Source organism: Consotaella salsifontis (assembly GCF_900167365.1).
Classification (GTDB): Bacteria; Pseudomonadota; Alphaproteobacteria; order Rhizobiales; family Rhizobiaceae; genus Consotaella; species Consotaella salsifontis.
Genome location: NZ_FUXL01000004.1, coordinates 379,526 through 403,149, shown reverse-complemented (window position 1 = coordinate 403,149; position 23,624 = coordinate 379,526). Strand labels below are relative to the sequence as shown.

Below are 23,624 nucleotides of genomic sequence, written 5' to 3'. Positions count from 1 at the left end.
CGCAGGAGACTACCCATGCCCCAGATCGGTCAATTCACGCGCGACGAAACCGGCTTCACCGGCCGCGTCCACACGCTCACGCTCTACCGCGAACTCACCATCGTTCCCGCCGAGCACACCGACGCGGAGAATGCGCCGGACTATCGCGTTCATCATGGCGCGGACGACGGGCCGGAGATCGGCGCGGCCTGGAAACGCACCGGCGAGAAAGCCGGCGAATATCTTTCCGTGCTGCTCGACGATCCCGCCTTGCCGCAGCCGATCCGCGCCAACCTGTTCCGTGACGACGATGCGGGCACGTCGTGGTCGCTGCACTGGAGCCGTCCGAAACCGCGCGATGAGCGGGACTGAACGCCATGCGTTCTCGCGCCATCCTCGCGCTCAAAGTCCTTATTCCTTTGTTCGCGGATAAGCCGTCTCATTCCTTCGTCCCGCTCGACCGCAGGACGGCCGGCGCGCGCAGTGAAGGTCAGGGGCGGCCATCGGCCGGCGCCTCGCGCGCACCCTTGACCGCAGCGAGCACGCTGGCAGGCTGGCGGCATAGCGGAGACAGGTTCGTACCTCGTTATGCTGTTCTCATGCTTGTCGGCGTGTTCACGCTCTGCGCGGGACCGACCGCTACGGTCGCTCAGTCCGCACCGGTCGCGCGCAGCGTCACCGCCGATCCCTATGGCGCTCATATCGCCGAGGCGTCGCAGCGCTTCGGCGTTCCCGAGCGGTGGATTCGCGCCGTGCTGCGCGCCGAAAGCGCGGGCGACGTCCGTGTGATCTCGTCAGCGGGCGCGATGGGATTGATGCAGGTCATGCCCGACACCTGGGCAGGCTTGCGCGTTCGCTATCGTCTTGGTCGCGATCCCTACGAACCGCGCGACAACATCATGGCGGGCACGGCCTATCTGCGCGAAATGTGGGACCGTTACGGCAATGTCGCCGCGATGCTCGCGGCCTACAATGCCGGTCCCGGCCGCTATGACGAATATCTCGCGACCGGTCGCGTTCTACCCGCCGAGACTCGCGCCTATGTCGCCGCGTTGGTGCCGGTTCTCGGCGGCGCGGCTGCATCCGAGATGGCGACGCCTGCACCACCAACGCCGCCGGATTGGCGCGCCGCTCCGCTGTTCGTCGCGCGCTCGGGCGACCGTCGACCGACCGCCGCGCCGTCATCCGAGCCGCAATCCGGCGACGCTCGCGCGACCGGTCCGGTAGGCGATCTCGCCGATACGGAGCCGCAGGAAGGCAGCATTTTCGTGGCCCGCGCGAGCGATGGAGGAGCGCCATGAGGACGGCGTTCCCGCATTCGGCGGTGCTCATGTCGGTGTGCAAGCAGGCAGGTTTGCGCTTGGCTGGATTCAGGGCAGGAAGGGCGGAAAGGGCAGAAAAGGCGGAGGGCAAGATAAAGGAAACCGGCACTAGGTCGGCCGGATTTCTGAAATTGTTGTTGTCTGCACACTGGTTAGGTGGGCCGCGAGCGGCACCATGCTTTTTGCTTCCGCGTGCCGCGATCTTGTGCAAAGCCCTGGCTTTGCGGGGTTTCGACCGGCACCATGGCCGCCGAACGCCCGATTTCCTTGAGTTCTGGCCGGAGGCGCATCCTTGAGCGCCGACGACGAAAACCGCTTCCGGCCGAAGCCCGGCCGCATCCGATCCGACGCACGGCCGGGGAAGACCAATAGCTTTTTCAGCCAGGCCAAGAAGATCGCCCGGCAGCATAGCGCCAGCCCGTCCAGATCGTCGCCGCGTTCAGCACAGCGCCCAGGCAAAAGCCCGACCGGCAAGAGCGGCAAAGCCTCGCGTTTGACCAAGGGGCCGGGCCTGCAACGCGGGCGCGGTGCGGCCTTTGTTCGCGCGCGCACCTTGTCGGGCGGCTGGCGGCACAACGCGCCCGGAATGCGCCGCGTCGTCGTCAAGAGCCGCTATGTCCAGAATGCCGGCCGGAACGGTAAGTCCGCCGCCCATCTGCGCTATATCCAGCGCGATGGCACATCGCGCGACGGCGAGCGCGGCCAGCTCTATTCCGCGACCGAGGACCGTGCCGATGGCGACGCCTCCGTTGAGCGCGGCAAGGAGGATCGGCATCAGTTCCGGTTCATCGTCTCGCCGGAGGACGGCGCGGACCTGACCGACCTGACCGCGCACACTCGCGACCTCATGCAGCAGATCGAGGCCGACCTTGGAACGAAACTCGATTGGGTCGCGGTCAACCACTACAACACGGGCCATCCCCATGTGCATGTCATCGTCCGGGGCAAGGACGACCTGGGCGAGAATCTTGTCATCAACGGCGACTATCTCGCCAACGGCATCCGCGAGCGGGCGGGCGAGCTAACGACGCTGGAGCTTGGACCCGTGACCGAGATCGAGCAGAGCCGCAAGCTGTCGGCCGAGATCGACCAGGACCGTTTCACCCGCATCGACAGGGCCATGACGGAGGAAGCCGACGAACGGTTCCTCGACCTTCGCCATGAGCCGGACGACCATAGGCGGCAATTCAATCGCACGCTGCGCCTGCGTCGGCTGGCGAAGCTGGAGAAAATGGGACTGGCGACCGAGCACGCGCCGGGCGTTTGGGAGTTGGGCGAGCGGATGGAGCCGACCTTGCGCGAGCTGGGCGAGCGCGGCGACATCATCCGCAACATGCACAAGGCGCTAAAGGCCGATGGCCTGGAGCGCGATCCCATGACCTTCCATATCCACGACGGGCCGCCCGAAACGCCTATCGTCGGCCGCGTCGTCGATAAGTATCTGTCCGACGAGCTGGGCGAGAACCTGACCGTCGTGGTGGATGGCATCGACGGCCGGACCCATCACGTCGCCGGGATCGAGCCGGCCCGCGTCGAGGATGCGCGGATCGGCAGCGTCGTCGAGATCGGCCCGGCCGATACGACACAGCGACCATCCGACCGGACCATTGCCGCCATCGCCGAGGATGGCGTCTATCGGCCGAGCCGCCATCTGGAACGAGCGAAGTTCGAGGGCCGCGTTCCGGGCGGCGACTACGAGGGTTATGTCGATGCCCATGTGCGCCGGCTGGAGGCGCTACGCCGCGCCGGGATCGTCGAGCGGATCGACGCGGACCAATGGCGCATCCCCGACGATTTCGAGAGCCGCGCCACCGCTTACGATGCCGGCCGGAATCGGCAGGCAAGCGTTCGCGTGCTTTCGGTGCTCGACCTTGAAAAGCAGATCGGCGCGGATGGCGCGACCTGGCTGGACCGGCGCTTGGTGTCGCCCGACGCATCCGACCTAGCGTCGGCCGGCTTCGGCCAGCAGGTGCGCGAGGCGATGGACCAGCGGCGGGAACATCATATCGACCAGGGCGACGCCAGCCGCAGCCGAGACGGCCGAACCTTCTACCGGCGCAATCTTCTCGCCACCCTGCGCGAGCGCGAGGTTGCCAGCGTCGGCGCGGAGATCGCCGCGAGCAAGGCGCTGCCGTTCCGCGCCGCGACAGACGGAGAAATCGTCAGCGGCAAGTTCACCGGGACCGTGCAGCTATCGAGCGGCAAGTTTGCCGTGGTTGAGCAGAGTCACGAGTTCACGCTTGTCCCATGGCGACCCGTCATCGACCGCCAGCTCGGCCGCGAGGTTATGGGCGTTGTGCAAGGCGGTTCGGTGTCGTGGCAGTTGGGGCGGGTGAGAGGCTTGGGCATCTGACGGTCGATAATTAGGCTGGCGATTTATTCTCACTTTTGCGCTCGATTAAGATGCGACGCAGCATCTTGATTTCGCCTTAATCGCATAAATAGATACGCTCCTGCATCTTATATCTGGAGCCGATCACGTGAGGAAATCTGTCGCCTTAAAACCAGCGCCCACAAACCTGCAACAACCTGCTCAACATCTCCGTCTATTCAACGGCTCCGCAATGCTCACCTCTTTTCCGAGGGTGGCCTCTCTGCCACTCATCCTCACGGTGGCCGGATGCGCATCGATGCCTGCAAAAACGTCTGGCACGCTGGCAACTTACCAGAATCTTGGTGAGCAGAAGGGGATGCTCTCCAAGTCGAGGAACTACATTGATCCCAATGCTCTATTGTCAGTGAAAACGGTGCGGATCGCTCCAGTGGCATTTGCCGAGGATGCCTTGTATCGCGTAAAGAAGGACGAGGATCGCGCGCTGATCGCCACCGCGCTCAATCGTGAGATTTGCGTTACACTAAGCGACAAGTTTCAAGTTGTCCCGCTAATCGAAGCTGCTGACCTGACCATACGGACCGTTGTCACCGATGTTATGCCGACAGACATGACAGCTGCCGGAGTATCCACCGCAGTGACATTGGGCACTGGCGCGGTACTGCCGATCGGCGTCCCGCGCCTTCCTGTGGGCCTGGGTGGTCTCGCCGTTGAGGCGGAAGCCATAGACCAGGCCGGTATTCAGCGCGCCGCAATGGTATGGGCGCGGGCCGCGAACTCGATCACGGACAAACCGCGCGTCTCCGAAGTCGGCGACGCCTACAGCCTAGCAACTAATTTCGGCAATGACTTCTCCCGGATGCTCGTTACGGGCAAGGAGCCACAGGCGCTGGACCTCTCGCTGCCATCCGGTCAACGGGTCCAGTCTTGGTTAGGTGGCGCACCGAAATATACGGCATGCGACGATTTCGGCCGCTCTCCTGGCCTTGTGGGAGTCGTTGCTGGCAAGTTCGGAGCACCGCCGGAGTGGACCGACAAGCCTCAGCAACGTGCCGAATAGGCACGGGTAAGTTATCATTGCCAAGTTGAAACGAAGCCGAACTATTGCTTGACGATCTTCCGACAAGTTGACCGGCTGGTTGAACACGCGTCAACCATCGCGCGGCGATCGGTGAGACTTGAGCAGCCTGCCGTCAATGACAAGCAGGCTCACGCCGATGATGACCATACCAGCGATCGCGGCTGCACTCGGCCGCTCGCCGAAGATCAGCACGCCAAGGGCGAGCGCCGTAACCGGCATGAGCAACGTGACGAGAAACAGATTAGTTGGACCTGCCGCGAAGAGAATACGGTAATAGAGAATGTATGCAGGAGCCGTGGAGATCAGCGCAATCCCTAACAGAGCGCCGATTGCATCAATCGAAGGCATGGCGATCGTCCACGGATGCTCAACAGCTAGCGCGAGAGGAAGCGAGATCAGCGTTGCAGCCGCGAGCTGGACGGTCGCAACCTGAATTGGAGCAAGATCGTGGAACCGTTGGCCATAAACGCCGGCGAGAGCGTAGCTAAAAGCCGCGAGCAGAACCGCGAGAATGCCGAGAATTTCCTGCCCGCTACCGGTTCGGAGGGCAGAGATGCCAATCAGCACGGCAACGCCGATAAGCCCGAGCGCAAGGCCGAGCACTTTGTTCCAGGTAATGACCTCACGGCCTGCCGCCCAAGCGACGACGATCGTGAAGCTAGGCGTCGTTGCATTCAAGATCGAGGCGAGGCCGCCCGTGATCCTCGCCTCGGACCAGACGGTCAGCGCGAAAGGCAGCACGTTACTGAGTGCGGCGACAGTCAGGAAGCTATACCATCGCTTTGCTCCCAGCGGCTGCCATTTGCCCATGGCGCACGTGACGGCACCGAGCAAGGCAGCGGCAATGCCTACACGGCCCACGACGACCGTGAGAGGCGGCAAAGACTTGGCCAGCAGCTGGAAGAAGAAATAGGAGCTTCCCCATAGAACAGACAGGAGCAGCAATCCGAACCATTCACGTGCTCTCATGCCCGCGCCTCAGAGCTACAGATCATCGCTAGGTGAGAGGCAGAAATCACCTGACGCGATTTTGCAGCATGTGCCAAGCTGGCAATCCAAGGGCGCATAGGCGGCACCGCATAGCGGTGCCGCGCCCGGAGCGGAAAATACGGAGAAAGCATCTGTCAACGCACTTCGAACAGGTCGTCAAGCCAGTCGAAAATCGCGTGATGCATGAGCGTGCGATTGTTGGTGCAGCAATGCATTTCCGCGCCATCGTCTTCGGTAAACAACACAAACCTGTTGTGCGGATTCTTAAGCTTGTCGAAGACGCTACGCGCTCCCTCGAAGATTGGAACGCCTTCTCCGGTGGTCTGAATGTTGAGGACGGGGCAATCGATCTTGTCCTCTATCCCTCGAAGGGTAAAGGCCCTCTGATGCTCTATCCACGCACCGAGGTCTTTCAGACCGTTCCGGAAACCGCAGCGGGGTAGATATTCTTCCAAGGTCCACTCTTGCGCATGCGTGAGTGGCCCCTTGAAATTTTTGTCGAGGATCGCGTCCAAGCCTTGGGTTCGCACCGTCGACTCGAACACGTCCGGCAGGAGGCACGCCGCGATGACAGCGGAGAGGCGTTTATCGAAAGCCGCAGCGCGGGGCATCAGGTATCCGCCGAGGCTGTAACCAATCCCGGCGATTCTCTTGGGATCGACTTCCGGCCTGCTCAGCGCATAATCGATGACAGCGCCCACCGGCACTTCCCAATCGGGACGATAAACAAGCTCATGATCGCGCCTGTAGGCTCCAGACTGGCCCGGCCCTTCGAAAAGGATGACGTTGTAGCCGCGCTTAAGCGCGGCCTGGCCGCCACCGGTGAAATACATCTGCTCGCAAGTGCCGTCGCCGCCGGTCTGGATCAGCACGGTGGGCTTGGGCTTTCCGGAGTTGTCACTGCGCAGGAAGTAGCCCGGAAGCGTCTTGCCATTGAACGGAATGTCGATGGTTTCGTAGGGAGGATCGAACAGGGCACCCGCCGCGCGGAAGCATTCAATATGTTCGTTGTAGAACGTCTCCTTGGAGGGATGCTTCTCCAGCAGGAAGAAAAACGCCGCCTCGAAATATCCGCTGGCACGGAAATACGTCTCGCGAGCGCTGACCTTATGGCCCCGTTCACGCTGCTCCGTTGCCAGCGCCTTGATCTTGTAAGCCATAGCGGACCATTCCGTCGCCCAACTCTCGATATTGTCCTCATCGATATTGCGGGCGACGTGATAGGCTTCCCCGATCTCGGCTCCGAGGAACGGCGCGAAATCAAGGAACTTGGTAAACTGGTAATCGAGTGACGGAGATTTGAAGACCTTGAGTGCCGAACGACCGACACCGTGTCCGGATTCGCCCTTGAGGTCCTTAGGAAGCTGGTCGGCGGTCGTTTCCGGAGTGATGATTTGCATGATTTCACCTTTCGAGCACCACGCTTTGCTGCCGGAAGCGAGAAGCTGTTGGACACTGTCGGAGGCAGCAGTTGGGTCCACCATTCGCTGCGGGACGACTGCCGCTAGGCGATTTGTCCTTAGTAGGTGGAAGAGGGAGCCTATCTTTCAGACGCGTATTGCGGTCCTTCCATCATAGGATGCGTTTATGCATCCTATTGGCACTTGGCTTGCAGGCTGTCAATAAGATACATATTCGCATTCTAGCGAAGGAACAAAATGAAGCCGAGAATCGAAAGACGCAGACGCGGTGCAACGCTGGAAGATGCGATCCTCGACGCGGCCTGGGCCGAACTGTTGGAGCACGGATATACCGGCTTCACGATGGAGGCCGTGGCGAAACGGGCCGGCACGAGTCGGCCCGTCCTAGCGCGGCGCTGGGAAAGCCGGGCTCATCTCGCCATAGCGGCTATCGGGCACTACAACGAGTGCAATCCTATCGAAGTGCCAGAGCTTGGAAGCGTGCGCGACGAACTGGTTATTCTGCTTGAGAGGCTATCGGATCGCGGCGCGGGGACCATGACCAGGGTCCTGCTCAACATGACCGACTACTTCATCGAAACCGGCTCCAGCATTGCTGTTATCCGAGACAGAATAGCGGGCGATGATCACCTTAAAGAGATTCTGCAGCGAGGGATTTTGAGAGGAGAACTGGACCCGAAGAAATTGACCCCGCGAATATCGACCCTCGCTCTCGATCTTGTCCGCCACGAGGTCATCATGACCCATAAGTCCGTTCCGAGAAAACGGATCGAGGAGATTGTCGATACGATATTCCTACCGTTGGTCACGGCAACAACCGCAGAGTCAAAATCGCTATCGTCGGGAAAGGCATCGCGCTCCCACAGGTCGAATGTCAGGTAAAAAGAATTGATTTGGGCAGGGCCGGCGTTCCCAGAGGCGTGCGGCTGGGCTGGCCGCCCAAGAGCGCTCGGCATCTCGCGCGCAAAAGCTTATCCGAGCGACATCAGCTGAGCACGCTCCCGATTCCGGTGACGGCGCTCGCCACCATTCACCATTGCAAATTGTGTAGTGCGGCATTCTCCGTGCTTTCATGCGTTCCGACACTGCAATAAGATTCATGTATGCATCCTATTGACCGAAAAACACGATGGCAATAAGATGCGCGTTAGAATCTTATCAGGAGTGCGGCGTGTTTAGCATAAGCGGGATACGCAGCTGTAAGGCGCCTGCCCATGATCGATTTCTTGCCATTAATCCTCCGATTACAGGCTCGCCGCGTCTCCGCTATGCGGCGTAAAGATAGCTGTGGAATGGCGGGGCCCGCGTGACGCGATGCGGCGGCGGCGATCAGCACCGATAAATGATCGTCAATGGGGGAGGCCGACCGCGCTAGGGTCGCGCATTCCCCTCGCGTCGCTGATCCAGGCGCTCGCTGTCGCCGAATATTTAAGCTTCTACCGCGCCGCCAACGCACTCGGCGTCAGCCAGTCCAGCGTGAGCGCAAGGATCAAGGGGCTGGAGCAAGAGCTTGGCATCCTCCTGTTCGAGCGCAACACACGCGGCGTTCGGCTCACAGAGGCCGGACGCCTCTTTGTCGAAGCGGTGTCGGCCGGCGTCGATCAGCTTGACCGCGCCGTGAAGACGGCCGGCATGGCGGCGCATGGCGAATGCGGCCGGCTTCGGATCGGCGTCCATGCTCTCATCCCTCGCAGCTTTCTTGCCGAACTGATCGAGCGATACAGGGAAGGCCATCCAGGCATCGACGTGGAGATTACCGAGGGCACCGCGCGCGATACGGTGATGCAGCTTCGCGCCGACCGGCTGGACATCGTGTTCGTCGCCGGCACGCCCGAACTACCCGATTGCCATTCCCGCCGAATGTGGACCGAACCGCTCGTCGCCGCTCTGCCGGAGCGGCATCGGCTCGCCGGCCAGCCCGCCGTCACCTGGGCCGATCTTGCGGGGGAGACGTTCCTTGTCCGTCACGGCGGCACCGGCCCGCAGGTGCATGACCATATCGTGCTGCGCCTCGCCGGGCGCTGGCCCGCATCCTCCATCCAACGCTTCGATGTTGAGCGTGGCACGTTGTTGTCGATGGTCGGACAGGGCTTCGGCATCACCATTTTCGGGGCAGCCACGTCGCTGCTACCATCGTCCGGCGTCGTCTTCGTCCCGTTTGCCGACGAGCCGGAGCCGGTCCCATTCTCGGCAGTCTGGTCGCCGTTCAATCAAAGTGCCACGCTCCGAAACCTGCTCGACCTGGCAAACGAAATGGATCGGGCCGATCCAGCCGGATTAAGCCGCCGCGATTCGTTTCGACAGGCCGCACATCTGTAGCAACGGCGGACGGCAGCCTAAACGCAACCCGTCCTATTTGCCGCCGATAGTATCCGGCAGCCCTCCCGTATCCTCTTTCCTGTTGCCTGTCCCATAATTGCCTACTCTCTGATCGGCTCCGTCTCTTTTCTCGACTGGAGCCCTTATGCGCGGAGGCCGGATTCTTTGGGGTCAGATCGCCGTCGTCTTCACCATCGTTGTGGCGACGACGTGGACAGCGACGCAATGGACAGCATGGCGGCTCGGCTTTCAGGCGCAGCTTGGAAGTCCGTGGTTCGAGCTGGCCGGCTGGCCGATCTACTATCCGCCCGCGCTGTTCTGGTGGTGGTATGCGTTCGACGCCTACGCGCCTTCGATCTTCGTCGAGGGCGGCGGCATCGCGGCATCGGGCGGCATCCTCGCCATCGTTGCCGCCATCACCATGTCCATCATGCGCGCGCGGGAAGCGCGCAACGTCGCGACATACGGTTCGGCACGATGGGCGGAAGACAAGGAAATCCGCGTCGCCGGATTGCTCGGCCCGGATGGTGTCGTGCTCGGCCGGCACGAAGGCGACTATCTACGCCATGACGGCCCGGAGCATGTGCTTTGCTTCGCGCCGACACGATCCGGCAAAGGCGTCGGCCTTGTCGTGCCGACGCTTCTGACCTGGCCGGGATCGGCTATCGTCCATGACATCAAAGGTGAGAATTGGGGTTTGACGGCGGGCTTCCGCGCGAAGCATGGCCGCGTGCTTCTATTCGACCCGACCAACGCCAGATCGTCCGCCTACAATCCGCTGCTGGAGGTCCGGCAAGGCGAATGGGAAGTCCGCGACGTGCAGAACATCGCGGATATTCTCGTCGATCCCGAAGGAAGCCTTGATCGCAGGAATCATTGGGAAAAGACCAGCCACAGCCTGCTTGTCGGCGCAATCCTGCATGTCCTCTACGCCGAACCCGACAAGACCTTGGCTGGCGTGGCCAACTTCCTGTCCGATCCCCGCCGTCCGGTCGAAGCGACCCTACGCGCGATGATGGACACGCCGCACCTGGGCGAAGCCGGCGTTCATCCCGTCATCGCATCATCGGCACGCGAGCTATTGAACAAGAGCGAGAACGAGCGGTCGGGCGTGCTGTCCACCGCCATGTCATTTCTCGGCCTCTATCGCGATCCTGTCGTGGCGCGCGTGACGGCGCGGTGCGACTGGCGCATTGCCGATCTTGTCGGCAGCAAGAAGCCGGTCAGCCTCTACCTTGTCGTGCCGCCGTCCGACATCAACCGCACCAAACCGCTCATTCGCCTGATCCTCAATCAGATCGGCAGGCGCTTGACCGAGGAACTGAAAACGTCCGGCAAGCGGCATCGGCTGCTGTTGATGCTGGACGAGTTTCCGGCACTCGGCCGGCTCGACTTCTTTGAATCGGCGCTCGCCTTCATGGCCGGGTATGGCCTGAAATCCTTTTTGATCGCGCAGAGCCTCAACCAGATCGAGAAGGCTTACGGCGCGAACAACAGCGTCTTGGACAACTGCCATGTCCGCGTCGCCTTCGCCACGAACGATGAGCGGACAGCAAAGCGGATCAGTGACGCGCTCGGCACCGCGACGGAACTGCGCGACTCCACCAACTATGCCGGCCACCGCCTTGCGCCCTGGCTAGGGCATTTGATGGTTTCCCGGCAGGAGACGGCACGGCCGCTGCTGACCCCCGGCGAAATCATGCAGCTTCCGCCCAGCGACGAAATCGTCATGGTCGCAGGCACGCCGCCCATCCGCGCGACCAAGGCCCGCTATTTCGAGGACGCGCGGTTTATGGAACGCATCCTGACGCCGCCCGATCCGGCAGCCGGTCCCGCCACCGCTAATCCATCATCCGATGATTGGTCGGGCCGTATCGTCGCGGCAACGAAAGCGACGGCTCCGGTCACGACCAGCGGGATAGAAGGCGATCCCGCGAATGCCGGCATCCGCCGCGAGCCGGAATTGCCGGAGCATGAGGAAATCGTCGCGCCGCCGCGTCCGCCCGAACAGGAGTTCGACATTCTGGACGACGAGCCGGACGTTGACGCCGCCAAGGCCCGCGCCCTGCGCCAGCGGATGCGGATCGTCGCGCGGCAAGCGTCGCTGGACCCCGGCGACGGCATCGAGCTTTGAGGACACGCCCATGACCACCAAAACCCGCATGAACGTCTATTTCGAGTTCGAGCTGTTGAAACAGGTCGAGGCGCTGGCGCTGCGCCGGCAAGTCTCGAAATCCGCCATCATCGAGGCGGCGGTCGCGTCCTTTCTGTCCGGCGACGCATCGGATCGGCTGGAGGCGGCCATGTCGCGCCGCCTCGACAAACTCGGCCGCGAGATCCACGCGCTCGACGAGGATCTAGCCGTGCTCGGCGAAACCGTTTCGCTGTTCATCCGCATCTGGCTTTCGTCCACACCGCCGCTGCCGGAGAGTGCCCAGGCCGGCGCGCGCGCAAAGGGAGCGGAGAGGTTCGAGGGCTTTATGCAGATGCTCGGCAAGCGTCTGGCGACCAGCGACGGGTTTCTGAAAGAGCTTTCGCGCGACGTTGATTCGCTTCGCGACAGTCCAGCGCAAGAACAGTTCGAGGCGAATAGCGGCGAAGCCTGAATTTTCAAACCGTCCTATTCGCCGCCGATGGCCGCCGATCACCGCACCCAATTCGATACTTGTTGAATCAGCCTGATTTCAGGCTCTTTTAATCGACCCCGTTGCGGGGACCGTCTGTCGCGCCCCGCCTGGTATCGGGGCCGATATGATTACCACACACCATAGACCGGAAGCGATGCAGCGCGGCGCGCGCATGTTGCGCACCGCGCTCGGCCCGGCCATCGCCCGGTTTTTGGAAGACCCGGCCGTGGTCGAGGTCATGTTGAATCCAGACGGCCGCATCTGGATCGACCGGCTTTCCGAAGGGCTGGCCGACACGGGCGAAACCATGTCGCCGGCCGATGGCGAGCGCATCATCCGCCTTGTCGCCCATCATGTCGGCGCGGAGGTCCACGCCCGCTCGCCCCGCGTGTCGGCGGAGCTTCCCGAAACGGGCGAACGGTTCGAGGGGCTTTTACCGCCCGTCGTCGCAGCTCCGGCCTTCGCCATCCGCAAGCCTGCCGTCGCGGTGTTCACGCTCGACGACTACGTAGCGGGCCGCATCATGACCGCCGATCAGGCCGCGACGCTGCGCATGGCAGTCGCGTCGCGCGCGAACATCCTTGTCGCGGGCGGCACCAGCACGGGCAAGACCACGCTGACCAATGCGCTGCTCGCGGAGGTGGCGAAGGGCGCGGATCGCGTCGTCATCATCGAGGACACGCGCGAGCTGCAATGTGCCGCGCCCAACCTCGTCGCCATGCGGACGAAGGACGGCGTGGCGACACTTTCCGATCTTGTCCGCTCGTCGCTGCGCCTGCGCCCCGACCGTATCCCTATCGGCGAGGTCCGGGGAGCGGAGGCGCTGGACCTGCTCAAAGCCTGGGGCACCGGCCATCCGGGCGGCATCGGCACCATTCACGCCGGCACGGGCATCGGCGCGCTGCGCCGCCTTGAACAGCTCATTCAAGAGGCTGTCGTCACCGTCCCGCGCGCCCTGATCGCGGAAACCATCGACCTTGTTGCCGTCCTGTCCGGACGCGGTTCGTCGCGTCGGCTTGTCGAACTCGCCCGCGTCGAGGGGCTGGGGCCGGACGGCGATTACCGCATCACCCCCGCAATCCCCACCAGCACAGGAGAATCCGAATGATTCAATCCGTCTCGCGTATCCGTCGCCGCCTCGCGACAGCCACCGCTTTCGTGGCCACGACCTTGCTCATGACCCCGGCCGCTCATGCGTCCGGTTCGTCCATGCCCTGGGAACAGCCGCTTCAACAAATCCTGCAATCCATCGAGGGACCGGTTTCCAAGGTGGTGGCGGTTATCATCATCATCGTGACCGGCCTCACGCTCGCCTTCGGCGACACCAGCGGCGGCTTCCGTCGTCTCATCCAGATCGTGTTCGGCCTCAGCATCGCGTTTGCGGCCAGCTCGTTCTTCCTCAGCTTCTTCAGCTTCGGCGGCGGGGCGCTCGTTTGATGACGGGCGCGTTCGAGCAATTGGACACGGTGCCGGGGTTCACGATCCCGGTCCATCGCGCGCTGACCGAGCATATTTTGCTCGGCGGCGCACCGCGCTCCATCGCCATCATGAACGGGACGCTGGCCGGGGCCGTGGGCCTTGGCTTGCGCCTCTGGCTGGTCGGCCTCGCCATATGGACGATCGGCCATTTCGCGGCCGTATGGGCGGCGAAGCGCGATCCCCAATTCGTCGAAGTCGGGCGGCGGCATCTGCGCATCCCCGCGAACCTTGCAGCGTGAGGCGCGGCCATGATGAACCTCGCCGAATATCGCCGCACCGCCAGTCGCCTTGCCGACTATCTGCCCTGGGCCGCACTTGTCGGGCCTGGCATCGTCTTGAACAAGGACGGATCGTTCCAGCGCACCGCGAAGTTTCGCGGGCCGGACCTGGATTCCGCCGTCGCGGCCGAGCTGGTCGCCGTCGCCGGCCGAATCAACAATGCCTTTCGCCGTCTCGGATCGGGCTGGGCGATTTTCGTGGAGGCGCAGCGCAGCGAAGCCGCAACCTATCCCGACAGCCCGTTTCCCGATCCGGCATCCGGGCTGCTCGACGCCGAGCGCAAGGCCGCGTTCGAGGAAGCCGGCGCGCATTTCGTGTCGGGCTATTTCCTGACCTTTCTCTATCTTCCTCCTGCCGAGGAAGCCGCACGCGCCGAGACATGGCTTTACGAGGGCCGTGAGCAATCCGGCGTCGATCCCTATGAAGTGCTGCGCGCCTTCATTGACCGCACCGACCGCGTGCTCGCATTGCTCGATGGCTTCATGCCGGAATGTGCATGGCTCGACGATAGCGAGACGCTGACCTTCCTTCATTCCTGCGTCTCGACGAAACGCCATCGCGTCCGCGTTCCCGAAACGCCGATCTACCTTGACGCGCTGCTCACGGACCAGCCGTTGGCCGGCGGGCTGGAGCCGCGCCTGGGCGACCAGCATCTCCGTGTCTTGACCGTCATTGGCTTCCCGACAGCGACGACGCCGGGCCTGCTCGACGATTTGAACCGGCTGGCGTTTCCGTATCGCTGGAGCACGCGCGCGATCCTGCTCGACAAGACCGACGCGACGAAGCTGCTCACCAGGATCAGGCGGCAATGGTTCGCCAAGCGCAAGTCGATTGCCGCGATCCTCAAAGAAGTCATGACGAACGAAGCATCCGTTCTCGTGGATACGGATGCGGCGAACAAAGCCGCCGACGCGGACATGGCGTTGCAGGAGCTTGGGGCCGACGTGGCGGGGATGGCCTACGTCACGGCCACCTTCACCGTATGGGACGCCGATCCCAGGATTGCCGACGAGAAATTGCGGCTGGCCGAAAAGGTCATCCAGGGACGCGACTTCACCGCCATGGTGGAGACGGTCAACGCGGTTGACGCATGGCTCGGCAGCTTGCCCGGCCACGCCTACGCGAACGTCCGGCAGCCGCCCATCAGCACCTTGAATCTCGCCCACATGATCCCGCTTTCAGCGGTGTGGGCGGGGCCGGAACGGGACGAGCATTTCGGTGCGCCCCCTCTGCTTTATGCAAAGACCGAAGGCTCCACCCCGTTCCGGTTTTCCCTTCATGTCGGCGACGTGGGCCACACCCTCGTCGTCGGTCCCACAGGCGCGGGCAAGAGCGTGTTGCTCGCGCTCATGGCCTTGCAGTTCCGCCGTTACGACCGCAGCCAGGTGTTCGCGTTCGATTTCGGCGGCAGCATCCGCGCCGCGTCGCTGGCCATGGGCGGCGACTGGCACGACCTGGGCGGCGGCCTGACCGAAGGTTCCGACGCTTCCGTATCGCTCCAGCCGCTCGCCCGGATCGACGATACCTATGAACGCGCCTGGGCGGCCGACTGGATCGTGGCCATCCTCATCCGTGAAGGCATCACGATCACCCCGGAGGTGAAGGAACATATCTGGACGGCGCTGACTTCGCTCGCGTCCGCGCCGGTCGGAGAACGCACCATCACCGGCCTTGCAGTGCTGCTGCAATCCAACGACCTGAAACAAGCCCTTCGGCCGTATTGCGTCGGCGGTCCCTATGGCCGGTTGCTCGACGCCGAGGCCGAGCACCTGGGCGGATCGCAAGTGCAGGCGTTCGAGATCGAGGGGCTTGTCGGCACCGGGGCCGCGCCCGCCGTGCTGGCCTATCTGTTCCATCGCATCGGCGACCGGCTCGATGGGCGGCCGACGCTGCTCATCATAGATGAAGGCTGGCTTGCGCTCGACGACGAGGGGTTCGCGGGGCAATTGAGGGAGTGGTTGAAGACGTTGCGTAAGAAAAACGCCAGCGTCATCTTCGCCACGCAGTCGCTTTCCGACATCGACAATTCGCCGATAGCGCCGGCCATCATCGAAAGCTGCCCGACGCGGCTCTTGCTGCCGAACGAACGCGCTATCGAGCCGCAGATCACGGCCATCTATCGGCGCTTCGGCCTCAATGACCGGCAGATAGAAATCCTCGCACGGGCGACGCCGAAGCGGGATTATTACTGCCAGTCACGGCGCGGCAATCGCCTGTTCGAGCTGGGCCTGTCCGAAATCGGCCTCGCGCTCTCCGCCGCATCCTCCAAATCCGACCAGACGCTTATCGCGCAGATCGTCGCCGAGCACGGCCGCGACGGATTTCTCGCGGCCTGGCTCGCGGCCCGCGAAGTCGGCTGGGCCGTCGAACTTCTCCCGACCTTTCCGACGCTCATCCCCCAGACCGAAAAGGAGTCCCAACCATGACCATTCGCCGTTTCCGCTCGCGCGCTATTCTCATGGCCGCATCCATCCTCGCCGCGCCGCTGGCCGTATCGTCGATGATCGCGACGCCCGCGCACGCCATCATCGTGTTCGACCCCAGCAACTATGCGCAAAACGTGCTGACCGCCGCGCGTTCGCTGGAGCAGATCACCCACCAGATCACCAGCCTTCAGAACGAAGCGCAGATGCTCATCAACCAGGCCCGCAATCTGGCGAGCCTACCATTTTCGGCACTCCAGCAAATTCAGCAATCGGTTCAAAAGACGCAGCAGCTATTGAACCAGGCGCAGAACATCGCCTTCAACGTCCAGCAGATCGACCAGGCGTTTCAGAGCCAATACGGCAACGTGTCCATGTCGGCGAGCAATCAGCAGCTCGTTGCCGATGCCCGCGCCCGCTGGAAAAACACCGTCGGCGGTTTGCAGGACGCCATGCGCGTCCAGGCCGGTGTCGTTGGCAACATCGACAGCAACCGCACGCAAATGTCGGCGCTTGTCGGCCAGAGCCAGGGCGCGACCGGCGCGCTCCAGGCGACGCAGGCGGGCAATCAAATCCTTGCCCTCCAGTCGCAGCAGCTTTCCGACCTCGTGGCGCTTCTCGCCGCCAACGGCCGGGCGGGCGCGCTGACCGAAGCCGAGCGCGCGGCGGCGGCCGAACAGGGCCGCGAGCAGCGCCGCCGCTTCCTCACGCCCGGCAGCGGCTACACGCCCGGCAACGCGCAGATGTTCAACAGCGGCAATTGAGGACACGGGCATGGACGGCAAGATGCTGGCCCGGCTGGGCGCAATCATATTCGTCGCCATCGCGATCACAGCGACGGCCATCGAAATGACCCGAAAGGAGGACGCGCCGGCATCGCCGCAGCGTCTTCTCCAGCCCGACCGCGACCCGCTGCGAGAAGGGCAGCGCCGGTGCCAGCAGCTTGGCCAGAAAGCTGCCGACGACACGGAATGCCTGCGCGTATGGGCCGAAACGCGCGACCGCTTTCTCGGCCGGACACGCGCGCCGGCCGCACCCGCTGCCAATTCCAGCGAAGGGCGGTGACGTATGGGTGGCGCAGGCGTCATCGACAATTTTCTAGGCACCTTCACCCGCTACATCGACTCCGGTTTTGGGTTGCTTGGCGGCGAGGTGGCGTTCATCGCGACCACGCTCATCGTCATCGACGTGACCCTGGCGGCTCTGTTCTGGAGCTGGAGCGCGGACGACGACATTATTGCGCGGCTGGTGAAGAAGACGCTGTTCGTCGGCGTCTTCGCCTATCTCATCGGCAACTGGAACAACCTTGCGAAGATCGTTTTCGACAGCTTCGCCGGCCTGGGTCTGAAAGCATCCGGCACGGGATTCACCGCGCAGGATTTGATGCGGCCCGGCAAGGTCGCGCAAACTGGCCTCGACGCCGCCCGGCCGCTGCTCGACTCCATTTCCGACCTTATGGGCTGGGTCGCGTTCTTCGAGAACTTCATTCAGATCGCGTGCCTGCTGTTCGCATGGGCGCTCGTCATCCTCGCGTTCTTCATTTTGGCGATCCAGCTTTTCGTGACGTTGATCGAGTTCAAGTTGAGCACGCTGGCGGGCTTCGTCCTCATCCCGTTCGGCCTGTTTGGCAAGACCGCCTTCATGGCCGAAAGGGTCATGGGGAACGTCATTTCGTCCGGCATCAAGGTTCTGGTGCTCGCCGTGATCGTCGGCATCGGCTCGACCCTGTTCTCGCAATTCACGCAAGGCTTCGGCGGCCAAACACCAAGCATCGACGACGCCATGGCCGTGGTGCTGGCCGCATTGTCGCTCGTCGGCCTAGGCATCTTCGGACCCGGCATCGCATCCGGCCTTGTCAGCGGAAGCCCGCAGCTTGGCGCGGGCGCAGCAGTCGGCACCGGCCTTGCCGTTGGCGGCGCAGCTCTTGCCGCAGGCGGCGCAGCCGGGCTTGCTGTCAAGGGAGGCGCTGCCGCGTTATCGGGCGGCGCTGCCGCCGTGCGCGGCGGCGCGACCGCAGCCGGCGCGGCATCCGCAGCCTATAGCCTTGGTTCGGTCGGCCAGTCCGGCGCTGCCGGCGTCGCCTCCGGCATGGGCGGCGTCGCGCGTGCCGCAGGTTCCGCCGCGATCTCGCCACTCAAGCGCGCCGTTGCGCGCGCTTCCGAAAGCGTCAAGTCCAGCTTCTCCGATGGCGTCAAGGCCGGGTTCGGCGCGACGGGCGGTGCATCCACCGGGGGCACGGTGGGCGGCACGGCCGAAGCCGCAGCCGCATCCCAACAGGGTTCCGGTTCGCCGCCCGGCTGGGCGCAGCGGATGCGCCAGGGCGGGCACACGGCCCATGCCGTTCAGACCGCCGCGCACGCCGTCCGCTCCGGCGACAGCCACGCCTCCGGTTCTTCCGTCAACCTCTCTGAAAGCGACCGCACATGAGCATCTTCAAGCGACCCGCCGTGCATTACGGCAAGACCCCGCAACCCGAAACGCCCTACCAGAAGGCCGCGCAGGTTTGGGACGAGCGCATAGGTTCGGCCCGCGTTCAGGCGAAGAACTGGCGCTTTATGGCGTTCGGCAGCCTCATCCTTTCGGCCGGCTTCGCGTCCGCCCTTGTCTGGCAGACCGCGCGCGGGACCGTCGTGCCGTGGGTGGTTCAGGTTGACCGGCTCGGCCAGGCGCAGGCCGTCGCGCCGGCAACGGCCGACTATCGCCCGACCGACCCGCAAGTGGCGTGGCATCTTGCGCGGTTCGTCGAGCAGGTCAGGAGCATCCCGTCCGATCCCATCATCGTCCGCCAGAACTGGCTTCGCGCCTATGAGTGGACGACAGATCGCGGCGCGGCGGCGCTCAACGATTATGCGCGTGCGAACGACCCGTTCACGAAAGTCGGCAAGCAACAGGTTTCCGTCGAGGTGTCGAGCGTCATTCGCGCTTCGCCGGATAGCTTCCGCGTGGCCTGGACCGAGCAGCACTATGAAGACGGCAAGCTCGCCACCACGGAGCGGTGGACCGCGATCCTGACCATCGTGCTTCAGCCGCCGCGCGACGCCGACCGGCTCAAATCGAATCCGCTCGGAATCTACGTCAACGCAATTTCGTGGTCGCGGGAGATGAGCCAATGAGCAAGGCTTTCCATAAACCCGCGCTTGCCGCCTTCATGCTGTCGGCTACCGCATTGGCCGGTTGCGCGACCTACAAGCCCCCGCAGATCAGCTACGACGCCAGCGTGCCGCCGCTGCCGGCGATCCCCGCGGCCGTCACCGACGACCGGCCGCGGCCGATCCATATCCCGCCAGCCTGGACCGTCGCGCGCGGCGGCCAGACAGCCACCACGGCGACCGGCCGCGTCGAGAACGCCAACGCCGCCGCTCGCGTGCAGCCGCGCCGGGAGGGCTACTACAACGCCATTCAGATTTATCCCTGGAGTGAAGGCGCGCTCTATCAGGTCTATGCCGCGCCCGGCCAGATCACCGACATTGCCTTGGAGCCGGGCGAGAGCCTGACCGGCGCGGGGCCGATTGCGGCCGGCGACACGGCCCGCTGGATCATCGGCGACACCGAGAGCGGCAGCGGCACGACCCGCCGCGTCCATATCCTTGTGAAGCCGACCCGGCCGGACCTCACGACCAATCTTGTCGTGACCACAGACCGGCGCACCTACATGCTCGAGCTGCGATCCGGCGAGAAGCCCTATATGCCGTCCGTTGCCTGGGCCTATCCGCAGCAGCCGGCCGGGCAGCGCCAGGCCGTGCCTGCCACGCCGGTCATTCCGTCCGTCGCCGCGCGCAACTATCGCTATGGCCTGACCGGCGACAATCCGCCGTGGAAGCCCGTCGCGGTCTATGACGACGGCAGGCGCGTCTATGTCGAGTTTCCGCGCGGCATCGTGCAGGGCGAAATGCCGCCGATCTTCGTGCTTGGTGCGGACGGCGAGGCGCAGATCGTCAACAGCCGCATCCATCAAAACATCCTGATCGTGGACCGCCTTTTTGGGGCGGCCGAACTGCGCCTTGGTGGCGGCAAGCAGCAACAGACCGTCAGGATTGTCCGCACGGACGGGAGGCCATCCTAATGACCGACACTGAAACCAATGCCGCACCGATGCGGCTTCGCGCGGAAGCCCCGCGCGTCACTCGTCTTTCGCGCAAGGTGCTGGCCAGCGCTGCCGCCGTGGCGCTTGTCGGCATCGGCGGGACGCTGATCTATGCGCTCCAGACCCGCACGGGTGGCGACGGCGGCAAGGAGCTTTATTCGACTTCCAACCGTCAGCCCGCCGATGGCCTCGCCGGCCTGCCGCGCGACTATACCGGCCCGGTCCTGGGGCCGCCGTTGCCGGGCGACCTGGGCAAGCCCATCCTCGACGCGCAGAACAGGGGTCAGCCCATCGTGCCGCCGACGATCGCGACGCCGACCGTCGATCGCGCCGAGGAACGCCGGCTTGCCGAAGAAGAAGCCGCGCGCGTCAGCCGCGTCTTTTTCCAGACCGAGGCCCGCACCGGAAGCCCGGCAGCCACGTTGCCGGGCGGCTCCACCACGCCAGGGCTTGCCGGCCTCGACCTTGCCGGCCTGACAGGACAGCCCGGCCAGCAGACCGCACAGGATAAGCAGCTTGCTTTCCTCAATGCGCCCGTGGACCGCCGCACCACGTCATCGGATCGCGTCATGGCTCCGGCATCGCCCTTCGTGCTCCAGGCCGGGGCGGTCATTCCGGCCGCGCTCATCACGGGCATCCGTTCGGACCTTCCGGGACAGATCACGGCGCAAGTGACCGAGAACATCTATGACAGCCCGACAGGCCGCATCCTGCTCGTGCCGCAGGGCACGCGGATCATCGGCCAGTATGACAACGCCGTGCAGTTCGGCCAGCGTCGCGTGCTGCTCGTCTGGAATCGTCTCATCCTGCCGAACGGCCGTTCGCTCGTTCTGGAGCGCCAGCCCGGCGCGGACAGCCAAGGCTATGCCGGGCTTGAGGATGGTGTTGATTACCATTGGTGGGATTTGGCCAAGGCCGCCGGCCTTTCGACGCTGCTTTCGGTCGGGGCCGAGCTTGCAGTTGACGACGACGACCGGCTGTTGCGCGCCATCCGCAACGGTGGCCAGGACACCATCAACGACGCTGGCCAGCAGATCATCCGCCGTCAGCTCAACGTCGCCCCGACGCTGACCATCCGGCCGGGCTTCCCCGTCAGGATCGTGGTCACACGCGACCTTGTGCTCGAACCTTACAGAGGTTGACCATGGCCAAGCTGAAACTCGGTGCGATCCCCGACGACAAGCCCGTGAAGATCACCGTGGAGCTGCCCGCGACGCTCCACCGCGATCTTGTCGCCTATGCCGATTATCTGAACAGGCGACATGTCTTTGTGTCACGCGCAGGAGAAAATACATGCCTCAATTAAGACTCGGCCCGCTGCCGAAAGTCGGCCTCGTCCGGCTGACGATCACGCTGTCGGAGCCGCTCAAGGAAGAACTCGACCAGTACGCGGCCGAGCACAGCCGCCTCTACGAGCCGGTGGAAACGACGGCGCTGATCCCGCATATGCTGGAAGCGTTCATTCGCTCCGATCGTGGCTGGCGGAGCAGGAAGGCCAAGGGCGGTGGTGCATCTCGACGTGTCCCAACACTTTCGGGAAACGCTGCGACATCCAGAAATTCCGATGGTGATAACAACGCCTGACGGTTCAGGCGCGTTGCGTCATGAAAATCTGGAAGACATAACCGTAGGGCACTTTGCCGTCGTTGTCGCTCAGTCCGCTGCCGATCGCCTGGAGCCGTGCAGTCGCTTCGGCCTCTCCCATATCCTCGACGATCTTGCGCGCGTGGGAAGACGAGAGCGCCAGTCCCGCAAACTCCGGAAGGGTGAGGTGGAAAGTCACCGGCTCTGTCACCTCCGCCAGTTGTCCGAAGCCGGCAAGAGCACCAAGCTCGGCGGCGTAGTCGGGACGGGAATAAGCGCGCGCTTCCCCGTGCCGCGCAAGGAAGTCGATGACGGCACTCGCGGCCGGGGAGTGTTCGTCACGAACATACTCGACGATGGCGAGGATGCCGCCTGAAGGCAGGGCTCGGGCGGCTTCACGATAGAAGGCGGGCCGGTCGAACCAATGCGCGGCCGTCGCCGCCACCACGCCGCGCGCGCCCTTATCCTCGACAGGCAGGTCTTCGGCGTTGCCGTCGCGATAGGAGACGGAAGGAGACGCCGGCTGCACCATGGCCTGCTCGCGCATCCGGGGCGATGGCTCGATCCCGATTACCGGCATACTTTCGGGCAAGGCAGCCGCGAGTTGCCGGGTGAAGATGCCTGTTCCGCTGCCGACATCGAGCACAGGCAATGCAGATCCCACGGGAGCCGCCACGATCTGTGTGGCGACCCTACGGACAATGCTATCCGGGTATCGCGGGCGGAATTGCGCATAACGGTCGCTTGCCGTCTGAAATCGTTCGCTCTGCTTTGACATGGCGTCATGTTACCCGTGACTGCGCTGCAAGAACAGGATGGGTCGGACAGTCCCGAGCCGCCGTCGTGGGTAAGCGTCGGCGCTCAGTTCATCGCAGACAACCTGCATCACGGTCGTGAGACATTTTCATAGAGTCCGGATAACGCTGAAATCCTTGCCCGTCAGACGGGCAAGCCGCTCGCCGATCCCATGAAGCTCATTGTGCCGATGCTCGAACGATTCATCGCCACGGATCGCGAGTTCGCGAAGACGCGGCGAAAAGGCGAAGGTGTTGAAAGATAATCGGCGGTGACACTGAACGGTCTGCCGTCAAATAATGCCATGTTGCTTTAGAAGCGCCTGCTCGTCGCCCGACACCCAGCCGAAAACCTTCGGCTCCCCATCCAACACCTGAACGAGATAGTGAACGTCGAAATCTATCGCCACGTCCGGTTGATCCTTCCGAGCATAGGTGGCGGTCCAAGAGACATGAGCCACACAATGAAGGTCGTCTATCGGGGAGAAACGGACATTACGCATCCGCATTCCCTTCGTTCCTATCGCTCGATAGTGGTCATAGCCTTTCGCCATGACTTGCTTGAATTGAGCGTCGTTCTTTCCGGTTCTCACGCCAGCCGGAGATGCGCCTATGAACTCGGAAGCATATAACGATGAGAGTTCGTTCGTATCGACCTCGTCGCCAAGGGATCGGTTGAAAAAGCGTTCGTATCGCTCGAATATTCGTCTTACGGCTCTTTCCATCTGACAATCTCCGAAACTGCTCGTACTCTCGACAACTATCGCAGCGTTTCGAGACGATTGAAAAGCTGACCGTGGGGTGCCGCCAGCGCAGCAGCATAAATGCGGCACGCTACGCGCCGCCGATCCCCCTCCATGCTTCGCCTAATTCCGGGGCTTCCAGCCGCCCGGAATCCCACAGCGAACCA

General features: G+C 63.5%; 23 protein-coding genes and 2 pseudogenes. 21 read left to right on the top strand and 4 right to left on the bottom strand.

Annotated features, from left to right (window positions below; genetic code table 11):
- Positions 1-15 precede the first annotated feature (15 nt).
- The 4 genes from B5D38_RS08065 to B5D38_RS08045 all read left to right on the top strand — a co-directional run bounded on the left by B5D38_RS08065 (position 16) and on the right by B5D38_RS08045 (position 4,693).
- Positions 16-351 (top strand): DUF736 domain-containing protein, encoded by a 336-nt coding sequence (locus B5D38_RS08065; RefSeq protein ID WP_078707875.1) that lies wholly within the window; start codon positions 16-18, stop codon positions 349-351.
- A 227-nt stretch (positions 352-578) separates the two neighbouring features.
- Positions 579-1,280 carry a lytic transglycosylase domain-containing protein gene (locus tag B5D38_RS08060; RefSeq protein WP_425349319.1) on the top strand — a complete coding sequence of 234 codons (702 nt, stop codon included), beginning with the start codon at positions 579-581 and terminating at the stop codon, positions 1,278-1,280.
- A gap of 607 nt (positions 1,281-1,887) precedes the next feature.
- On the top strand, positions 1,888-3,654 hold the full coding sequence (locus tag B5D38_RS22190) for a relaxase/mobilization nuclease domain-containing protein (RefSeq protein ID WP_342587352.1): 1,767 nt from the start codon (positions 1,888-1,890) through the stop codon (positions 3,652-3,654).
- A gap of 211 nt (positions 3,655-3,865) precedes the next feature.
- On the top strand, positions 3,866-4,693 hold the full coding sequence (locus tag B5D38_RS08045) for a DUF3313 domain-containing protein (RefSeq protein ID WP_078707872.1): 828 nt from the start codon (positions 3,866-3,868) through the stop codon (positions 4,691-4,693).
- Between the two features lie 90 nt (positions 4,694-4,783).
- Here B5D38_RS08045 and B5D38_RS08040 read toward each other — a convergent pair whose 3' ends face one another.
- Positions 4,784-5,683 (bottom strand): DMT family transporter, encoded by a 900-nt coding sequence (locus tag B5D38_RS08040; protein WP_078707871.1) that lies wholly within the window; start codon positions 5,681-5,683, stop codon positions 4,784-4,786.
- A 155-nt stretch (positions 5,684-5,838) separates the two neighbouring features.
- Complete coding sequence (locus B5D38_RS08035; RefSeq protein ID WP_078707870.1) at positions 5,839-7,104, bottom strand: alpha/beta hydrolase family protein; 1,266 nt, start codon at positions 7,102-7,104, stop codon at positions 5,839-5,841.
- 258 nt (positions 7,105-7,362) lie between these two features.
- Here B5D38_RS08035 and B5D38_RS08030 point away from each other — a divergent pair, with 258 nt between their 5' ends.
- The 16 genes and pseudogenes from B5D38_RS08030 (at position 7,363) to B5D38_RS07955 (ending at position 21,920) form a co-directional block, all read left to right on the top strand.
- Positions 7,363-8,007, top strand: a complete 645-nt coding sequence (locus tag B5D38_RS08030) for a TetR/AcrR family transcriptional regulator (protein ID WP_078707869.1) — start codon at positions 7,363-7,365, stop codon at positions 8,005-8,007.
- Between the two features lie 432 nt (positions 8,008-8,439).
- Positions 8,440-9,444 carry a LysR family transcriptional regulator gene (locus B5D38_RS08025; protein ID WP_078707868.1) on the top strand — a complete coding sequence of 335 codons (1,005 nt, stop codon included), beginning with the start codon at positions 8,440-8,442 and terminating at the stop codon, positions 9,442-9,444.
- Positions 9,445-9,589: 145 nt separating this feature from the next.
- Positions 9,590-11,578 (top strand): conjugal transfer protein TraG, encoded by a 1,989-nt coding sequence (locus tag B5D38_RS08020; RefSeq protein ID WP_078707867.1) that lies wholly within the window; start codon positions 9,590-9,592, stop codon positions 11,576-11,578.
- A gap of 10 nt (positions 11,579-11,588) precedes the next feature.
- On the top strand, positions 11,589-12,050 hold the full coding sequence (locus B5D38_RS08015) for a ribbon-helix-helix domain-containing protein (RefSeq protein ID WP_078707866.1): 462 nt from the start codon (positions 11,589-11,591) through the stop codon (positions 12,048-12,050).
- A gap of 145 nt (positions 12,051-12,195) precedes the next feature.
- Positions 12,196-13,179 (top strand): P-type conjugative transfer ATPase TrbB, encoded by a 984-nt coding sequence (gene trbB / locus B5D38_RS08010; protein ID WP_078707865.1) that lies wholly within the window; start codon positions 12,196-12,198, stop codon positions 13,177-13,179.
- A complete protein-coding gene (locus tag B5D38_RS08005; RefSeq protein WP_078707864.1) occupies positions 13,176-13,508 on the top strand; it encodes a TrbC/VirB2 family type IV secretion system protein in 333 nt (110 codons plus the stop codon). Before trbB ends, B5D38_RS08005 begins: the two co-directional genes overlap by 4 nt.
- Positions 13,508-13,789 (top strand): VirB3 family type IV secretion system protein, encoded by a 282-nt coding sequence (locus tag B5D38_RS08000; RefSeq protein ID WP_078707863.1) that lies wholly within the window; start codon positions 13,508-13,510, stop codon positions 13,787-13,789. Before B5D38_RS08005 ends, B5D38_RS08000 begins: the two co-directional genes overlap by 1 nt.
- Positions 13,790-13,798: 9 nt before the next feature.
- Positions 13,799-16,255: a conjugal transfer protein TrbE gene (gene trbE / locus B5D38_RS07995; protein ID WP_078707862.1), complete on the top strand. Its 2,457-nt coding sequence runs from the start codon at positions 13,799-13,801 to the stop codon at positions 16,253-16,255.
- Positions 16,252-17,016 (top strand): P-type conjugative transfer protein TrbJ, encoded by a 765-nt coding sequence (gene trbJ, locus B5D38_RS07990; RefSeq protein WP_078707861.1) that lies wholly within the window; start codon positions 16,252-16,254, stop codon positions 17,014-17,016. Before trbE ends, trbJ begins: the two co-directional genes overlap by 4 nt.
- 10 nt (positions 17,017-17,026) lie before the next feature.
- Positions 17,027-17,317: a putative entry exclusion protein TrbK-alt gene (trbK-alt, locus tag B5D38_RS07985; protein ID WP_078707860.1), complete on the top strand. Its 291-nt coding sequence runs from the start codon at positions 17,027-17,029 to the stop codon at positions 17,315-17,317.
- 3 nt (positions 17,318-17,320) lie between these two features.
- Complete coding sequence (gene trbL / locus B5D38_RS07980; protein WP_078707859.1) at positions 17,321-18,679, top strand: P-type conjugative transfer protein TrbL; 1,359 nt, start codon at positions 17,321-17,323, stop codon at positions 18,677-18,679.
- Positions 18,676-19,365, top strand: a complete 690-nt coding sequence (gene trbF, locus B5D38_RS07975; RefSeq protein ID WP_078707858.1) for a conjugal transfer protein TrbF — start codon at positions 18,676-18,678, stop codon at positions 19,363-19,365. Before trbL ends, trbF begins: the two co-directional genes overlap by 4 nt.
- Positions 19,362-20,315 (top strand): P-type conjugative transfer protein TrbG, encoded by a 954-nt coding sequence (gene trbG / locus B5D38_RS07970; protein WP_078707857.1) that lies wholly within the window; start codon positions 19,362-19,364, stop codon positions 20,313-20,315. Before trbF ends, trbG begins: the two co-directional genes overlap by 4 nt.
- Positions 20,315-21,478 carry a TraB/TrbI/VirB10 family type IV secretion system protein gene (locus B5D38_RS07965; protein WP_078707856.1) on the top strand — a complete coding sequence of 388 codons (1,164 nt, stop codon included), beginning with the start codon at positions 20,315-20,317 and terminating at the stop codon, positions 21,476-21,478. Before trbG ends, B5D38_RS07965 begins: the two co-directional genes overlap by 1 nt.
- A 2-nt stretch (positions 21,479-21,480) precedes the next feature.
- Positions 21,481-21,594: pseudogene (locus tag B5D38_RS07960) on the top strand (DUF2274 domain-containing protein); the annotation flags it as partial.
- A 35-nt stretch (positions 21,595-21,629) separates the two neighbouring features.
- Entirely contained in the window at positions 21,630-21,920 is a 291-nt protein-coding gene (locus tag B5D38_RS07955) for a DUF2274 domain-containing protein (RefSeq protein ID WP_078707854.1), read from the top strand.
- Positions 21,921-21,924: 4 nt separating this feature from the next.
- Here B5D38_RS07955 and B5D38_RS07950 read toward each other — a convergent pair whose 3' ends face one another.
- Complete coding sequence (locus B5D38_RS07950; protein WP_078707853.1) at positions 21,925-22,698, bottom strand: methyltransferase domain-containing protein; 774 nt, start codon at positions 22,696-22,698, stop codon at positions 21,925-21,927.
- 144 nt (positions 22,699-22,842) lie between these two features.
- On the opposite strand from B5D38_RS07950, the pseudogene B5D38_RS07945 reads away from it, so the two are divergent.
- Positions 22,843-22,980: pseudogene (locus B5D38_RS07945) on the top strand (DUF2274 domain-containing protein); the annotation flags it as partial.
- 27 nt (positions 22,981-23,007) lie between these two features.
- On the opposite strand, the gene B5D38_RS07940 reads toward B5D38_RS07945, so the two are convergent.
- Positions 23,008-23,439, bottom strand: coding sequence for a hypothetical protein (locus B5D38_RS07940; protein WP_078707851.1), 432 nt, complete (start codon positions 23,437-23,439; stop codon positions 23,008-23,010).
- Between the last annotated feature and the right edge of the window lie 185 nt (positions 23,440-23,624).

What these genes read in the sequence shown, in the direction of transcription:
- B5D38_RS08065 (WP_078707875.1), top strand. Translation starts at nt 16, where the DNA reads ATGCCCCAGATCGGTCAATTCACGCGCGACGAAACCGGCTTCACCGGC.
- B5D38_RS08060 (WP_425349319.1), top strand. Translation starts at nt 579, where the DNA reads ATGCTTGTCGGCGTGTTCACGCTCTGCGCGGGACCGACCGCTACGGTC.
- B5D38_RS22190 (WP_342587352.1), top strand. Translation starts at nt 1,888, where the DNA reads ATGCGCCGCGTCGTCGTCAAGAGCCGCTATGTCCAGAATGCCGGCCGG.
- B5D38_RS08045 (WP_078707872.1), top strand. Translation starts at nt 3,866, where the DNA reads ATGCTCACCTCTTTTCCGAGGGTGGCCTCTCTGCCACTCATCCTCACG.
- B5D38_RS08040 (WP_078707871.1), bottom strand. Translation starts at nt 5,683, where the DNA reads ATGAGAGCACGTGAATGGTTCGGATTGCTGCTCCTGTCTGTTCTATGG.
- B5D38_RS08035 (WP_078707870.1), bottom strand. Translation starts at nt 7,104, where the DNA reads ATGCAAATCATCACTCCGGAAACGACCGCCGACCAGCTTCCTAAGGAC.
- B5D38_RS08030 (WP_078707869.1), top strand. Translation starts at nt 7,363, where the DNA reads ATGAAGCCGAGAATCGAAAGACGCAGACGCGGTGCAACGCTGGAAGAT.
- B5D38_RS08025 (WP_078707868.1), top strand. Translation starts at nt 8,440, where the DNA reads ATGCGGCGGCGGCGATCAGCACCGATAAATGATCGTCAATGGGGGAGG.
- B5D38_RS08020 (WP_078707867.1), top strand. Translation starts at nt 9,590, where the DNA reads ATGCGCGGAGGCCGGATTCTTTGGGGTCAGATCGCCGTCGTCTTCACC.
- B5D38_RS08015 (WP_078707866.1), top strand. Translation starts at nt 11,589, where the DNA reads ATGACCACCAAAACCCGCATGAACGTCTATTTCGAGTTCGAGCTGTTG.
- trbB (WP_078707865.1), top strand. Translation starts at nt 12,196, where the DNA reads ATGATTACCACACACCATAGACCGGAAGCGATGCAGCGCGGCGCGCGC.
- B5D38_RS08005 (WP_078707864.1), top strand. Translation starts at nt 13,176, where the DNA reads ATGATTCAATCCGTCTCGCGTATCCGTCGCCGCCTCGCGACAGCCACC.
- B5D38_RS08000 (WP_078707863.1), top strand. Translation starts at nt 13,508, where the DNA reads ATGACGGGCGCGTTCGAGCAATTGGACACGGTGCCGGGGTTCACGATC.
- trbE (WP_078707862.1), top strand. Translation starts at nt 13,799, where the DNA reads ATGATGAACCTCGCCGAATATCGCCGCACCGCCAGTCGCCTTGCCGAC.
- trbJ (WP_078707861.1), top strand. Translation starts at nt 16,252, where the DNA reads ATGACCATTCGCCGTTTCCGCTCGCGCGCTATTCTCATGGCCGCATCC.
- trbK-alt (WP_078707860.1), top strand. Translation starts at nt 17,027, where the DNA reads ATGGACGGCAAGATGCTGGCCCGGCTGGGCGCAATCATATTCGTCGCC.
- trbL (WP_078707859.1), top strand. Translation starts at nt 17,321, where the DNA reads ATGGGTGGCGCAGGCGTCATCGACAATTTTCTAGGCACCTTCACCCGC.
- trbF (WP_078707858.1), top strand. Translation starts at nt 18,676, where the DNA reads ATGAGCATCTTCAAGCGACCCGCCGTGCATTACGGCAAGACCCCGCAA.
- trbG (WP_078707857.1), top strand. Translation starts at nt 19,362, where the DNA reads ATGAGCAAGGCTTTCCATAAACCCGCGCTTGCCGCCTTCATGCTGTCG.
- B5D38_RS07965 (WP_078707856.1), top strand. Translation starts at nt 20,315, where the DNA reads ATGACCGACACTGAAACCAATGCCGCACCGATGCGGCTTCGCGCGGAA.
- B5D38_RS07955 (WP_078707854.1), top strand. Translation starts at nt 21,630, where the DNA reads ATGCCTCAATTAAGACTCGGCCCGCTGCCGAAAGTCGGCCTCGTCCGG.
- B5D38_RS07950 (WP_078707853.1), bottom strand. Translation starts at nt 22,698, where the DNA reads ATGTCAAAGCAGAGCGAACGATTTCAGACGGCAAGCGACCGTTATGCG.
- B5D38_RS07940 (WP_078707851.1), bottom strand. Translation starts at nt 23,439, where the DNA reads ATGGAAAGAGCCGTAAGACGAATATTCGAGCGATACGAACGCTTTTTC.